Genomic DNA, 14,170 nt, shown 5'->3' with positions numbered 1-14,170 from the left:
CATCAGGCTCTTATCGCGACCGCCGGAAGCGCCAGCCTGGCCGTGCACCCGCCACCATCATCATCTCCGCCACGTTCTCCACCGTGAGCACGCCGATCACGTTGCCGCCCTCGTCCGCCACAACCTCGGCGGTAGCACCTGCCGCGCGCATCCGGGTGAAGGCCTCGGGCAGTGGCATTCCCGGCGGCAGCGGCTGGCAGGCCCGCATCACCTCGCCCACAGGCACGCTCTCCCCCTTGTCCCGCAAGCCCACGATCATCGCGTCGCGGTCCAACAGGCCCACGATGCGTTGCGCGCGGTCCACCACGGGGAAGTCCCTCTGCGGGCTGGCCAGCAGCGCGTCGATCGCCTCCGATACCGGCTGGCTTACTTCCAGCACCACCGGTGATGGCTCCATCGCATCGCGCACGGTGAGGCGTGAGGCGAACCCGGTGAAGGTCGCCTGCTGTTCCTCGGCCCCCGCCGCGAGATAGATGAACACGCCGACGAACATCAGGATCGGGTTCCACAGCAATCCTGCCACAAAGAACACGATGGCGAAGAACTGCCCGATGCGCGCGGCGATTGCGGTGGCACGCGCCGCACCCATGTTCATGGCGAGGATGGCGCGCAGCACCCGGCCGCCATCCATCGGGAAGGCGGGGATCAGGTTGAACAGCACAAGCATGATGTTCACGATCAGCAGCCGTTCGGCCAGGCTCGCATGGTCGAAGTCGATGGTGGTGAAGAAGCCCAGGCCCAGGCCGAACACGGCCATCAGGACGAGCGCGATTCCGACGTTGACCAGCGGCCCGGCAATGGCCACGAGCAGCTCCTGCCGGGGATTTTCCGGCATCCGCTCCATGGCCGCGATGCCGCCGATGGGCGACAGGATCACCTGCGGCGTGTTGACCCCGAAGCGCCTGGCCATGGTGATGTGGCCGAATTCATGCAGCGTCACGCAGAGGAACACGAGCAGGATGAACACAATTGATTCAACGGCGGCGGATGGCCCCCCGGCGAGGTAATCCGAAATGCCGATCCAGGCGAGGAAGATCAGGAAGGTGATGTGCAGCCTGATATTGGTGCCTGCAATCCTACCGATGGTGAGTGACCAGTTCATTCCCCCAATATAGGCATGTTTTCCTCAAATGTCAAGAGAAATCACAGCCGCGGCCGGTCTTTTTTCGAGCCGTACCAGCCACCCACTGCCTTCTCATAGGCCAGCGCCGCGCGGAACACCTTCACGTCGTCCCAGGTGCGGCCAACCAGCTGGATGCCGGTCGGCACCTGTGTTTTTGCATGCCCCGACGGCACCGAAAGTACCGGGCAATTGTGCAGCATGTTGAACTGGTGCGTCATCACCCAGCCGAATTCCGGGTCGGCCTTCTGGCCGTTGACCGTGAAGCTCTCGTCCCACGGGTCATGCTCGGCCTTCACCGAGGGCGCATTGTTGGTGGGGCAGATGAACAGGTCGTGCGAGGCCAGCACCGGCCCCAGCGTCTGGTACATGGCATGCGCCTGGGCCCACGGCTTGTGCACGTCTTCGGGCCCGGTCAGTTTCTGCGCCACCTCCGCGAACTTGATCGCGTAGTCGGTCATCAGGTGCTTCGAGTCTTTCAGGTGCCAGATCGTCTGCCGCCCGAAATGCATCAGGTTGTACCAGTGCAACCCGTTCTTCTCGACGTCCGCCGTCCAGCCGAGGTCCACTTCCTCCACCTTCGCACCGAGTTTGCGAAACACCTCGATCGCCGCCAGCATGTTCTTTCTCACGGCGGGTTCGACGGGCACGTAGCCCAGGTCTACCGAGTACGCGATCTTCATCCCCTTGATCGAGGCAGCCTCGGTGGGCAGCTTCACCTTCTGCCTGAGCGAGTCATGGTCCAGCGGGTGCGGGCCCGAAGTCACGTTCTGCATCAGCGCGGCGTCCGCCACCGTGCGCGTCATCGGTCCGCAGTGGTTGAAGCGGTCGAAGTTGGCCGGCGGCCCATCGGGGTTGCGCCCATGCGGCGGCTTGTAGCCCACCACGCCGCAGGCCGCCGCCGGAATGCGGATCGACCCGCCGATGTCGGTGCCAGTGGCCAGCGTGATCATCCCCGCGGCCAGTGCCGCACCCGAGCCGCCCGATGATCCGCCCGGCCCCCATTCGGTATTCCACGGATTGCGCGTCACACCCCAGATGCGCGAGGCGGTGATGCCGGACAGGCAGAACTCCGGCGTCGTGGTTCGGGCGAGGATCACGGCCCCCGCCTGCTGCAACCGCGCGATCATCGGGTCGGAATGCTCGTCCACCCAGTCCTTGAAGATCAGCGAGCCTTGCGTGGTGCGCTTGCCCGCCACCCGCTGCGCGTCCTTCACGGCCAGCGGCACGCCGTCGAGTGCGCCGGTCTTTGTGCCCCGCTTCATGTAGCGGGCTTCCGATGCCTTGGCCTGCGCGATGGCCTCGTCGAAATAGCGGTCGGCCAGGCAGTTGATCTTCGGGTTCACCTTCTCCGAGCGGGCAATCAGCGCCTTCGCCAGTTCGACGGGCGACAGCTTGCGCTTCCTGAACAGCTTCAGGGCCTCCGTGGCGGAGAGGTAGCAAAGGTCATCGTTGGTCATGGACAAGGCTCATCCCGAGGGGCTAGTGGTTTCGCCCAACAGAGAACAGGACAATGGGAGAGAAGTCCATGGCCGGCAGGCTTCACGGCAAGACAGCGATCGTCACCTCGGCAGGCCAGGGCATCGGCCGGGCCTCCGCCATCTGCATGGCGAAGGAGGGGGCCAAGGTTTGGGCGACCGACATCAACGCCGAGGCGCTGGCCTCGCTCGCCGCCGAACAGTCAGGGATCGAGACCTTCACCCTCGACGTACTCAAGCAGGACCAGATCGACGCCGCGGCAAAGCGCGTCGGAACGCCGGACATTCTCTTCAACTGCTCGGGCTTCGTCCACGCCGGCACGCTGATGGAAACCGACGACAAGGCCTGGGACTTCTCCTTCGACCTCAACGTCAAGGCGCATTTTCACATGATCAAGGCCTTCATGCCGGCCTGGCTCGCCCGCGGCAGCGGCGTGATCATCAACATGGCCTCTGCCGCCTCCTCGATCAAAGGCGTGCCGAACCGCTTCGTCTACGGGGCCACCAAGGCCGCGGTGATCGGCATGACCAAGGCGCTGGCGGCGGATTACACCTCCAAGGGCATCCGCGTGAACGCCATCTGCCCCGGCACGGTCGACAGCCCGTCGCTCGCCGAGCGCCTCAAGGCCACGGGTGACTACGAGGCCGCCAAGTCGGCCTTCATTTCCCGCCAGCCCATGGGCCGCATGGCGCAGCCTGAGGAAATCGGCATGCTGGTGGTTTATCTGGCAAGTGACGAGGCCGCTTTCGTCACCGGCCAGACCTTTGTCATCGACGGCGGCTGGTCGATCTAGGCCAATCCATGGGGCGGCGCTGCGCCGCCCCTGCGTCAACTGCGCGGGCAGTCGCGGTACCCATTGGCAAAGGGTATTTCCCCGGCCTAGGATGCAGCCAACAACCGCCGAAAAGGGTGGGAGCAGGGAGCTTGATCTTGGCAGCAGGCCAAACCGCCATCGAGGCGAAAGGCGTCACGAAGCAATTCGGAACAGGGCAGGACGCCGTCAAGGCTCTCGACAATGTTTCGGTTTCGATCCGCGAAAATGAGTTCTTCACGCTGCTGGGCCCTTCGGGCTGCGGCAAGACCACGCTGCTTCGGCTGATCGCCGGCTTCGACTTCCCCAACGAGGGCGAAATCCTTCTCTACGGTGAGAATATCGCGCCGCTGCCGCCCTACAAGCGGCCGGTCAACACGGTGTTCCAGTCCTACGCGCTCTTCCCCCACATGACGGTGGCCCAGAACATCGGTTTCGGGCTCGAGATGCTGGGCAAGCCCCGCGCCGAGATCGACAAGCGGGTATCCCAGATGCTGCAGCTCGTGCGCATGGAGGAGCTCGCCAACCGCCGCACCAGCCAGATTTCCGGCGGCCAGCAGCAGCGCGTGGCACTGGCCCGCGCGCTCGCCCCGGCGCCCAAGGTGCTGCTCCTCGACGAGCCGCTCTCGGCCTTGGACTACAAGCTCCGCAAGGACATGCAGATCGAACTGAAGCGCCTGCAGAATGAAACCGGCATCACCTTCATCTTCGTGACGCATGACCAGGAAGAAGCCCTCACCATGTCGGATCGCATCGCGGTCATGAGCCGTGGCAAGATCCTGCAGATCGGCTCGCCGCGTGACATCTATGACCGCCCCTCGGTGCGCTTCGTGGCCAACTTCATCGGCGAGACGAACTTCCTCGAGGGCGACGTTCTCGCTGTCGAGGGAGCTTCTGCCACGGTCAAGCTCGCAGGCGGCGGCACCATCGTCGCGGGTCTTCCAGAAGGGCTGAAGCCGCATGGACGCGTCACCGTGGTGGTGCGGCCCGAGCATGCCGACCTCGTGAAGCCCGGCGGCGAAGCCGATCTATGGGGCAAGCTCGAGAACATCGTCTACTTCGGCACCGACACGCACTATTACGTGAAGCTCGATGGCGGAGAAGCGTTCATCATCCGCCAGCAGAACTCGCATGGCGCAGGCTCCGGCCACGCGGTGGGCAATCCCGTGGGGGTCGCACTCGAAGCGAATTCCGCCCAGGTGGTGAGGGACTGAGAATGGGTGTTGCACAACAGGCGGCGGACAGGGCCGAGCGCGATCAGATCCGCAAGCGCTGGCTGCTGTCGTCACCCGCACTCATCATCATTTTCTTCGCGGCCATCGGCCCGCTCGCCGTCGTCGTGCTCTATTCCTTCATGGTGAAGGGCGACTACGGAGACGTGAAGTACTGGCAATTCTCGCTCGACGGCTGGTTCAACGTGGTGGCCGAGCGCGACATGTTCGACGATACGCTGGGCCTTGCCTGGGCCAACATCTCGATCTTCTGGCGGTCGCTGAAGCTGTCCTTCATTACCACCATCATCACCCTGTTCTTCGGTTTCCCCACGGCCTACTTCATCGCCACGAGGAAGCCCGACAAGCGCGACCTCTGGCTGTTCCTCATCACCATTCCGTTCTGGACCAACATTCTGATCCGCACCTTCGCCATGCAGGAGGTGATCCGCAACGAGGGCATCATCAACTCGGCGCTGATGGGCCTGGGCCTCGTCGACCAGCCGGTCCAGATCATGTTCACCGACTGGGCCATCCTCTTCGGCATGGTCTATGTCTACCTGCCGCTCATGGTGCTGCCGCTCTATGCCTCGCTCGAGAAGCTGGACTTCCGGCTGGTCGAGGCGGGTTATGACCTCTACGCCAACCGCTTCCAGGTGCTGTGGCGTGTCATCATCCCGCTGGTCAAGCCCGGCATCGTGGCGGGCTGCATCCTGGTGTTCATCCCCTCGCTCGGCGCCTATGTCATCCCGCGCGTGCTGGGTGGCGGCAAGAACATGATGCTCGGCAACCTCATCGACCTGCAGTTCGGCCAGGGCCGCAACTGGCCGCTGGGCTCGGCGCTCTCCATCACGCTCATGATCATCGTCACGCTGGCGCTCCTCGTCTATGTGAGGAACACCGCGAAGGGCGGGGGCAACGGCCATGTCTAAGGGCTTTTCCATCACCTCCATGCCGGGCTTCTCGTTGATTGCGCTGGCCTGCTTCGCGGTGCTCTACCTGCCGGTCGCCACGCTGGTGTTCTATGCCTTCAACGCCGGCCAGAGCGTCGCCATGTGGGAGGGCTTCTCGCTCCGGTGGTTCGAGTCCGCCTGGCAGAACACAGCCGTGCAGGAGGCCACCATCCGCTCGGCGGTGATCGCCGTCGTCGCCGCGACGATCGCCACCGTCACGGCCACCATGGCGGCGATTGCCACCACCCGCACAGCGCCCTATCGCGGCCTCACCTTCAAATACGCCTTCATCAACCAGCCCCTCATGGTGCCGGAGATCGTCACGGCGGTGGCGCTGCTCATCGTGTTCTCGCGCATCAAGATATGGACCGGCTATTCGGGGCTCGGCTACATCATCGCCGCCCACACCGCCTTCTGCATTCCCTTCGCCTACATGCCGATCCGCGCCCGCCTCGAAGGCATGGACCTGACGCTGGAGCGCGCCGCGGCCGACCTCTATGCACCGCCCTGGGCTGCCTTCAAGCGGGTGACACTGCCCATCCTGTGGCCCGGTATCCTCGCGGGCTTCATGCTGGCCTTCGTGATCTCGCTCGATGATGTGGTGATCACCGAATTCGTCAAGTCCGCCGGGCAGGAGACGCTGCCCACCTACATGCTGGGCCAGCTCAAGCGCTCGGTCACGCCGGAGATCAACGCCATCTCGACGGTGTTCCTCGGCATCTCGATTCTGCTGGTGACGATGTTCTTCTTCATCAGCCGGAAAAAAGCGTAACGTGAAGTCTTCAAAAGGGAGAAAAAGATGAGTTTCAAATCCAAGACCTTGCTGGCCGCCGCCATGGTGATGGCGATGTCCGCACCCGCCTTCGCCGAGGGCGTCCTCAACATCTACAACTGGGGCAACTACACCAGCCCCGAAGTAATCAAGAAGTTCGAAGAGAAGTACAACGTCAAGGTCACCATCACTGACTATGACTCGAACGACACGGCTCTCGCCAAGGTGCGTGCCGGCGGCCATGGCTTCGACATGGTGGTGCCGTCCGCCAACTTCATGCCGATCTGGATCAAGGAAGGCCTGCTCCTCGAGACGAACCCGAACCAGATGGAGAACTTCAAGAACGTCGACCCGCGCTGGGTGGATGTCGAATATGACAATGGCCGCCACTACTCCGTTCCGTGGCAGTGGGGCACCGTTGGTGTCTCGGTCAACACCAAGGCCTATGGTGGCGACATCAATACCTGGGGCATCGTCTTCGACACGCCGGCCGAGCTGAAGGGCAAGGTCAACGTCGTTCCGGAAATGACCGACGTGATCGACGCGGCACTCGCCTACAATGGTTTCAAGCGCTGCTCGACCGACAAGGAAGAGCTGAAGAAGGCGCGCGACACGCTGGTCAACGCCAAGCCCAACTGGATCGCGATGGAATATTCCACCATCGAGAAGATGACCAAGGGCGACTACCTTGCCACCAGCGACTGGAACGGCTCTGCCCTGCGCCAGCGCCTGCAGAACCCGGATATCCACTACGGCTATCCGAAGGAAGGCATCACCATCTGGATGGACAACCTCTCCGTCCTGAAGGATGCCAAGAACGTCGAGAACGCCAAGCTCTTTCAGAACTTCGTGATGGATCCGGAAAACGCCGCCGGCCTTTCCGCCTTCGCGCGCTATGCCAACGGCATCGCGGGTTCGGAGAAGTTCATGCCCGCCGACATGAAGGATGCCCCGGAACTCATGATTCCGGCCGACATGAAGGACAAGGCCACCTTTGCGCTGGCCTGCCCGCCGGAAGCGGTGGAGTTCTACACCAGGATCTGGACCGATCTGATGAAGTAAGTCCCTTCGGGGAAGATCGGGGGGAGGTCCGCAAGGCCGCCCCCTTTTGGTTTCAAGGGAGACGCACATGACCTCCTACCGCAATTCCGACCCGCGCTTGGCCATCATGCAGGGTTCGCCCCCGCAACTGGTGCCGCCGCGCATGGACTGGGACCGGCCGCCATGGAACCGCTGGGCATTCCAGAACATCCGGCAGATCCTGCCCACCGCGGAAGTCTGGCGCGGCGATGGTCCGGTGAGTCATCTTCCGCGCAAGGAACAAGATCTCGATGCATTGCCCGTTCCGTCCATCAAGGGAGCGGTGACGACGCTCGCGCGCCTGCTCGACGACACCTACACGGATGGCTTCATCGTGCTCAAGGATGGCGCCGTCGTCTATGAGCGCTACTTCAACGGCATGACGCCGCGCACGCTGCACCTCTCGCAGTCGGTGGCGAAATCGGTGACGGCCGCCGCGGCCGGTGTGCTGGTGGGCAAGGGCTTGCTGGATGTCAATGCACCCGTCACGCACTACATTCCTGAATTGAATGACACCGCCTATCGCGGTGCGCTGTTGCAGCATGTCCTCGACATGAGGAGCGGCGTCACCTTCGACGAGACCTACACCGATCCCTATTCCGATGTCGGTCAGCTCGATGTCTCCTCCGGCTGGAAGCCCGTTCCGCCCGGCGCTGACCCGTCCTTTCGCTGGCCGCGCCATGTGTTCGAGCAGGTGCTGGGCCTCGGCAAGCTCGAATGCCGGCACGGCGAGCGCTTCTCCTACCGATCGATCGAGACCGAGGTTCTCGGCTTCTGCATGGAGCGCGTCACCGGCAAGCGTCTCTACGAGATCGTGTCGGAGGAACTCTGGCAGCCGATGGGCGCGGAGCAGAGTGCGAGCTTCACCGTCGATGCGGTGGGAAGCGCGCTGGCCGATGGCGGCTTCAACGCCTGCCTGAGAGACTATGCCCGCGTCGGCCTGCTCTACCTGCAGAACGGCGGCGGCATCGTTCCGGCTGAATGGGTGGAGGCAACCCGCACCGGCATTCACCACCCCACCGCGCCATTTTCACCGGCACTTCCCGAGGGCTCCTATCGTAACCAGTGGTGGATCGAGGATCCGCGCTCGCGCGCCCTTTATGCACGCGGCGTGTTCGGCCAGATGATCTATGTGAACTGGGACCACGGGCTGGTGGCCGCCAAGCTCTCCAGTTGGCCCGACTTCATATCGACGTCCTTCAGCATCGCTACGCAGAAGGCGTTCCATGCCATCGGAAGGCACCTCGCATGAGCAACACTCTCGATACCGTAATCGAACGCCACGCGCTGGCCCGCGCCGGAGCACCGCCCTCCCGCGCCAAGGGCGTGGTGTTGCTCATCCACGGCCGCGGCGCCACTGCCGAGAGCATGTTGCCGCTGGCCGATGTGATGGCCATGCCGGACCTCTGCTACCTGGCGCCGCAGGCCGAGGGTTACACCTGGTATCCGCAAAGCTTCATGGCACCCACGGCGGCGAACGAGCCCTATCTGTCACGCGCGCTGGATCGTGTCGCGGCGATCATCGCGGATATTCTCGATTCGGGTGTTGAGGCGGGAAAACTCGCCGTCGTCGGCTTCAGCCAGGGCGCCTGCCTGACCAGCGAAACGGCGCTGAGGAACCCCCGTCCCTATGGCTTCGTCGGCGTGCTGAGTGGCGGGGCCATCGGCCCGCCGGGCACGCCACGCGACTATGCCGGAACGCTGGCAGGGGCATCGGTCTTCCTTGGCTGCTCCGAACATGACCCGCACATCCCGCTCGCCCGCGTGAAGGAGACGACGGCAGTGTTCACCCGCATGGGGGCGAAGGTCACGGAGCGCATCTATCCGGGCTCTTCCCACGGCATCAATGACGACGAGATCACGCATTTGAGAGCCGGGCTCGCAGCTTTGGCCACATAGCATCCACTATTCCGCCCGCTGCGTATGCCAATGTGACGTCCTGTCAATCCGGGTGCCACATGATCGATCGCCGTACCGTTGTCGCAAGTCTGCTCGCCTTCTCACTCACGTCCGCGAACGCGGGCGCAGAGGCGAACGAGATGCTGGAGACTGTGGTCGACGGCCTCGACCATCCGTGGTCCTTGGCCTTCCTGCCGGATGGCACGATCCTCGTCACCGAACGCGCCGGAAACCTTCGCACCATCGGCATGGACCGAAAGCTTTCGGAGCCGATTTCCGGCCTGCCGGAGGTTGCCGCCGTGGGCCAGGGCGGGCTCCTCGACATCGCACTTCACCCGGATTTCGCCCAGACGCGACTCGTGTTCCTGTCCTTCGCGGAGCCGCGAGAGGAGGGCAAGAACGGCACAAGCGTGATGCGTGGGCGCCTGTCGGAGGACCTCCGCAGCCTCACCGACGTCAAGGTCATCTTCCGCGAGCAGCCAGCCTATAAGGGTGGTGCCCATTTCGGCTCGCGCCTCACCTTCGACAGGACGGGTGCGCTGTTCGTGACAACTGGCGACCGGCTGAACCTGCGCCCGCTGGTGCAGCAGACGGACAATCACATTGGCAAGGTCATCCGCATCACCGAGGAGGGTGCCATTCCGCCGGACAACCCGAAGGTCGAAGGCTGGTTGCCTGAGATCTGGTCCATCGGCCACCGCAACCTGCAGGGCGCGACCATCCATCCCGACACCGGTCAGTTGTGGACAACGGAGCATGGCGCCAAGGGCGGCGATGAGCTGAACCACCCGGAAGCGGGCAAGAATTATGGCTGGCCCGTCATCACCTACAGCCGCGAATATTCAGGCGAGCCTGTCGGCGACGGGCTCACCGAGAAGGACGGCATGGAGCAACCCGTGCATTACTGGACGCCCTCCATCGGGCCGTCCGGCATGGTATTCTACACCGGCGACCGGTATCCGCAGTGGAAGGGCAATCTCTTCGTCGGCGCGCTGGCGCTGAAGCACGTGGCGCGGCTGGAGATGAAGGGTGACAAGGTCGTCGGGGAGGAAAAGCTGTTCGATGGCTATGCCCGCTTTCGCGACGTGCGGCAGGGACCGGACGGTTATCTCTATGTGCTGACGGACGAGGACGCGCCGATGGGGCGGCTGATGAAGATCACCCCTTAGTCCGTCACCCCGGCTTCCGTCGGGATGACGACATTCAATATAACTAGACCGTGATCCCCGGCAGCTTCAGCCCTTGTTCCTTTGCGCATTCGACAGCGATCTCGTAGCCCGCATCGGCATGGCGCATGACGCCGGTGGCGGGGTCGTTCCACAGCACGCGCTCGAGGCGGCGGGCCGCGTCATCCGTGCCGTCGGCCACGATCACCATGCCGGCATGCTGCGAATAGCCGATGCCGACGCCGCCGCCATGATGCAGCGACACCCAGGTGGCGCCTGATGCGGTGTTGAGCAACGCGTTGAGCAGCGGCCAGTCCGACACTGCATCCGAGCCATCGATCATGCCTTCCGTCTCGCGGTTGGGCGAGGCGACGGAGCCGGAGTCGAGGTGATCGCGGCCAATGACGATGGGCGCCTCGACTTCACCGTTCCGCACCATTTCATTGAACGCCATACCGAGCTTGTGGCGCTGGCCGAGGCCCACCCAGCAGATGCGGGCGGGCAACCCCTGGAAGGCGATGCGCTCGCGCGCCATGTCGAGCCAGTTGTGGAGGTGCGGATCATCGGGGATCAGCTCCTTCACGCGCTGGTCGGTCTTGTAGATGTCCTCCGGGTTGCCGGAGAGGGCGGCCCAGCGGAACGGGCCGATGCCGCGGCAGAACAGCGGGCGGATATAGGCGGGCACGAAGCCGGGGAACTCGAAGGCGTTCTTCAGGCCCTTCTCCAGTGCCATCTGGCGGATGTTGTTGCCATAGTCCAGCGTGGGAACACCCATGTGCCAGTAGTCGAGCATGGCTTCGACGTGGGTTTTCATCGAGGCCATGGCGGCGGCCTTCACGGCCTGCGGGTCGGAGACGCGCTTTTCCTCCCACTCGGCGAGCGTCCAGCCGGCGGGCAGATAGCCGTTGATCGGATCATGCGCCGAGGTCTGGTCGGTGACCGCATCGGGGCGGATGCCGCGCTTGACGAATTCCGGCAGCAGCTCCGCTGCGTTGCCGAGCAGGCCGACGCTGATGGGCTTGCCGGCCTTGTGCGAGCGGTCGATGATTTCCAATGCTTCATCGATCGTATTCGCCTTGGTGTCGAGGTAGCGCGTCTTCAAACGGAACTCGATGCGCGAGGACTGGCATTCGATGGCGACCATCGAGGCGCCAGCCATGGTGGCGGCGAGCGGCTGTGCGCCACCCATGCCGCCCAATCCAGCGGTGAGAAACCACTTGCCCTTGAGGCTGCCGCCATAGTGTTTGCGGCCCACTTCGGCGAAGGTTTCATAGGTGCCCTGCACGATGCCCTGCGTGCCGATGTAGATCCAGGACCCGGCGGTCATCTGGCCGTACATCATCAGGCCCTTCTTATCGAGCTCGTTGAAATGGTCCCAGGTGCCCCAGTGCGGCACCAGGTTGGAGTTGGCGATCAGCACGCGCGGCGCATCCTTGTGGGTGCGGAAGATGCCGACGGGCTTGCCGGATTGCACCAGCAGCGTCTCGTCCTCTTCCAGCGAGCGGAGCCCTGCCACGATCTTGTCATAGGCTTCCCAGTTGCGCGCGGCGCGCCCGATGCCGCCATAGACCACGAGTTCCTCGGGGCGTTCGGCGACGCCCGGATCGAGGTTGTTCATCAGCATGCGCAGGGGCGCTTCGGTGAGCCATGACTTGCAGGACAGCGTGGTGCCGGTGGGGGATTTGATGACGCGGGTGTTGTCACGGCGGGTGGTCATGGGTGAACTCCTATTGAGAGAAGGTGCCGCGTTCACCGGTGCGGTGGCGGCTGTAAAGCGCGTAGCGGCTGGCGGGATAGGTGAGGGTGACGGCGGTAGCGACCTTTCCGCGGCTCCACGAGCGGCGGTAGAGGGCGAGGCAAGGTTCGAGCGCTGCGATTCCGAGCAGGCGCTGCTGCTCGGGCGAGGGAAGCGTCGCCTCGACAGTGTGCTCGAGTTCGTCCACCGGCGTGGCGGCGAGCAGCACGGCGGTGGGCGTCGTTTCGGTGAAGTCATGCTCGAGGAAGTCCGGCACCACGGCGGGGTTCACATGGCGATCCTCGAGCTGAACGGGAACGCCGTTCTCTTCATGCACGATGACGATGTGGAACAGCTGCTTGAGGCCACGGTCCTCGAACGCCTCGGCAAGTGCCGGATTGGAGTCGAATGGGCCCTTGCGGATAAGACGCGAGGAATAGCGGTGGCCGCGCTGGGCGATCTCCTCCGCGATGTTGCGGAGTTCCATGAGGCTGGAGAGGGCAGGGGCTTCCTTCACGAAGGTGCCCACACCGGGCACGCGGCTGAGGAAGCCCTCCGACGTCAATTCGCGCAAGGCGCGGTTGGCCGTCATGCGGCTGATGCCAAAACTTTCGACCAGCTCGTTCTCCGAAGGCACGCGGCGCCCTGCACTCCATGCACCCGAGCGGATGTTGTCGAGGATGTGCTCCTTGACCTTGGCATAGAGCGGCTGGGCGTCGCTCATCACAGGATGCCCCGCACCAGCTCGCCGTTGTGGATGACGGCGGCGAGCGGGTTGAAGCCTAGCGGATAGGCGAGGTCACCTGGGCGTGCCGTGTTCCACAGCGCGATGTCGGCCCGCATGCCGGGCGTCAGCAGGCCACGGTCATAGAGGCCCAGTGCCTTGGCGGCATTGTCGGTGACGCCCTTGAGCGCCTCCTCCGGCGTGAGGCCGAACAGCACGCAGGCCATATTCATGGCGGTGAGGATGGAATGGACGGGCGAGGTGCCGGGGTTGAGGTCGGTGGCGACCGCCATGGGCACGCCCGCCTCGCGAAGTGCTGCGACGGGCGGAGCCTGCTTCTCCCGCAGGTAATAGAAGGCGCCGGGCAGCAGCACGGCCACGGTGCCGGAGGCGGCGATGGCGTCCACCCCCGCCTGGTCGAGATATTCGATGTGGTCCACCGACAGGGCGCCGAATTGGGCGGCCATTGCCGAGCCGCCGAGGTTGGAGAGCTGCTCGGCATGGAGCTTGACGGGAAGGCCCAGGGATTTGGCCACCTCGAACACCCGTCGGGTTTCCTCGACCGAGAAGGCGATGCCTTCGCAGAAAGCATCCACCGCGTCCGCCAGGTTGGCCTTGGCCACGGCTGGCATGACGTCATTACAGACGAGGTCGAGATAACCGGCGCGATCATCCTTGAACTCCAGCGGCAGGGCATGGGCGCCGAGATAGGTGGTGACCACGTCCACCGGGCGCCATTGGGAGAGCTCGCGGGCCACCTTCAGCATCTTCATCTCGGTGTCGCGGTCCAGCCCGTAGCCGGACTTGACCTCGATGGTGGTGACGCCCTCGGCAAGCAGGGCATCCAGCCGGCGCAGCGCCGAGGCCGCAAGGTCGGCTTCTGATTCGGCCCGTGTCATCCGCACCGTGGCGGCGATGCCGCCGCCCGCCTTGGCGATCTCGGCATAGGAGACGCCTGCGAGGCGCTGCTCGAACTCATGTGCCCGGCTGCCGCCGTAGACAATATGGGTGTGGCAATCGATGAGGCCGGGGGTGGCCAATCGACCCTCGCAGTCGGTAGGCTCATGACCAGCAGGAGCCTCCGACTGGGGGCCTACCCAGCTGATGCGTCCGCCCTCGATCAGGATGGCTGCATCCTCGATCAGGCCGTAACCGTCCCGCATCGTGGCGGCGTTGAGGTTGGTGAGCAGCATGATGAAGCCTCTTGTATAAGGTTGTAT

General features: G+C 64.0%; 13 protein-coding genes. 8 read left to right on the top strand and 5 right to left on the bottom strand.

From position 1 onward, the window contains the following. Positions 1 to 10: 10 nt before the first annotated feature. Positions 11 to 1,102 (bottom strand): site-2 protease family protein, encoded by a 1,092-nt coding sequence (locus tag WCJ41_RS00630; protein WP_336903871.1) that lies wholly within the window; start codon positions 1,100 to 1,102, stop codon positions 11 to 13. Positions 1,103 to 1,143: 41 nt separating this feature from the next. Continuing rightward, complete coding sequence (locus WCJ41_RS00625) at positions 1,144 to 2,580, bottom strand: amidase (RefSeq protein ID WP_336903870.1); 1,437 nt, start codon at positions 2,578 to 2,580, stop codon at positions 1,144 to 1,146. A gap of 68 nt (positions 2,581 to 2,648) precedes the next feature. On the opposite strand from WCJ41_RS00625, the gene WCJ41_RS00620 reads away from it, so the two are divergent. From WCJ41_RS00620 to WCJ41_RS00585, 8 genes are all read left to right on the top strand, one after another. Then, positions 2,649 to 3,392, top strand: coding sequence for an SDR family oxidoreductase (locus tag WCJ41_RS00620; protein ID WP_336903869.1), 744 nt, complete (start codon positions 2,649 to 2,651; stop codon positions 3,390 to 3,392). Between the two features lie 131 nt (positions 3,393 to 3,523). Continuing rightward, positions 3,524 to 4,624, top strand: a complete 1,101-nt coding sequence (locus tag WCJ41_RS00615; RefSeq protein ID WP_336903868.1) for an ABC transporter ATP-binding protein — start codon at positions 3,524 to 3,526, stop codon at positions 4,622 to 4,624. Positions 4,625 to 4,626: 2 nt separating this feature from the next. Beyond that, positions 4,627 to 5,553 (top strand): ABC transporter permease, encoded by a 927-nt coding sequence (locus tag WCJ41_RS00610; protein ID WP_336903867.1) that lies wholly within the window; start codon positions 4,627 to 4,629, stop codon positions 5,551 to 5,553. Then, positions 5,546 to 6,346 carry an ABC transporter permease gene (locus WCJ41_RS00605; RefSeq protein ID WP_336903866.1) on the top strand — a complete coding sequence of 267 codons (801 nt, stop codon included), beginning with the start codon at positions 5,546 to 5,548 and terminating at the stop codon, positions 6,344 to 6,346. The genes WCJ41_RS00610 and WCJ41_RS00605 overlap by 8 nt, the downstream gene beginning before the upstream one ends. A gap of 63 nt (positions 6,347 to 6,409) precedes the next feature. Beyond that, positions 6,410 to 7,408 carry an extracellular solute-binding protein gene (locus WCJ41_RS00600; protein ID WP_336903912.1) on the top strand — a complete coding sequence of 333 codons (999 nt, stop codon included), beginning with the start codon at positions 6,410 to 6,412 and terminating at the stop codon, positions 7,406 to 7,408. Positions 7,409 to 7,475: 67 nt separating this feature from the next. Beyond that, on the top strand, positions 7,476 to 8,678 hold the full coding sequence (locus WCJ41_RS00595; RefSeq protein ID WP_336903865.1) for a serine hydrolase: 1,203 nt from the start codon (positions 7,476 to 7,478) through the stop codon (positions 8,676 to 8,678). Next, entirely contained in the window at positions 8,675 to 9,325 is a 651-nt protein-coding gene (locus WCJ41_RS00590) for a dienelactone hydrolase family protein (RefSeq protein WP_336903864.1), read from the top strand. Before WCJ41_RS00595 ends, WCJ41_RS00590 begins: the two co-directional genes overlap by 4 nt. A 59-nt stretch (positions 9,326 to 9,384) precedes the next feature. Further along, on the top strand, positions 9,385 to 10,494 hold the full coding sequence (locus WCJ41_RS00585) for a PQQ-dependent sugar dehydrogenase (protein ID WP_336903863.1): 1,110 nt from the start codon (positions 9,385 to 9,387) through the stop codon (positions 10,492 to 10,494). A 43-nt stretch (positions 10,495 to 10,537) separates the two neighbouring features. On the opposite strand, the gene hutU is transcribed toward WCJ41_RS00585, so the two are convergent. From hutU to hutI, 3 genes are read right to left on the bottom strand one after another with little or no spacing between them, the layout of a single operon-like run. Then, a complete protein-coding gene (gene hutU, locus WCJ41_RS00580; RefSeq protein ID WP_336903862.1) occupies positions 10,538 to 12,208 on the bottom strand; it encodes a urocanate hydratase in 1,671 nt (556 codons plus the stop codon). A 10-nt stretch (positions 12,209 to 12,218) separates the two neighbouring features. Next, entirely contained in the window at positions 12,219 to 12,950 is a 732-nt protein-coding gene (gene hutC, locus WCJ41_RS00575) for a histidine utilization repressor (protein WP_336903861.1), read from the bottom strand. Next, positions 12,950 to 14,143 (bottom strand): imidazolonepropionase, encoded by a 1,194-nt coding sequence (gene hutI, locus WCJ41_RS00570; RefSeq protein WP_336903860.1) that lies wholly within the window; start codon positions 14,141 to 14,143, stop codon positions 12,950 to 12,952. The genes hutC and hutI overlap by 1 nt, the downstream gene beginning before the upstream one ends. Positions 14,144 to 14,170 lie beyond the last annotated feature (27 nt).

This window comes from Aestuariivirga sp. (genome assembly GCF_037139295.1).
In the GTDB taxonomy this organism is placed as follows: Bacteria; Pseudomonadota; Alphaproteobacteria; order Rhizobiales; family Aestuariivirgaceae; genus Aestuariivirga.
Note: the sequence above shows the minus strand (reverse complement) of the source record. Positions and strands in the feature narration are given on the sequence as shown.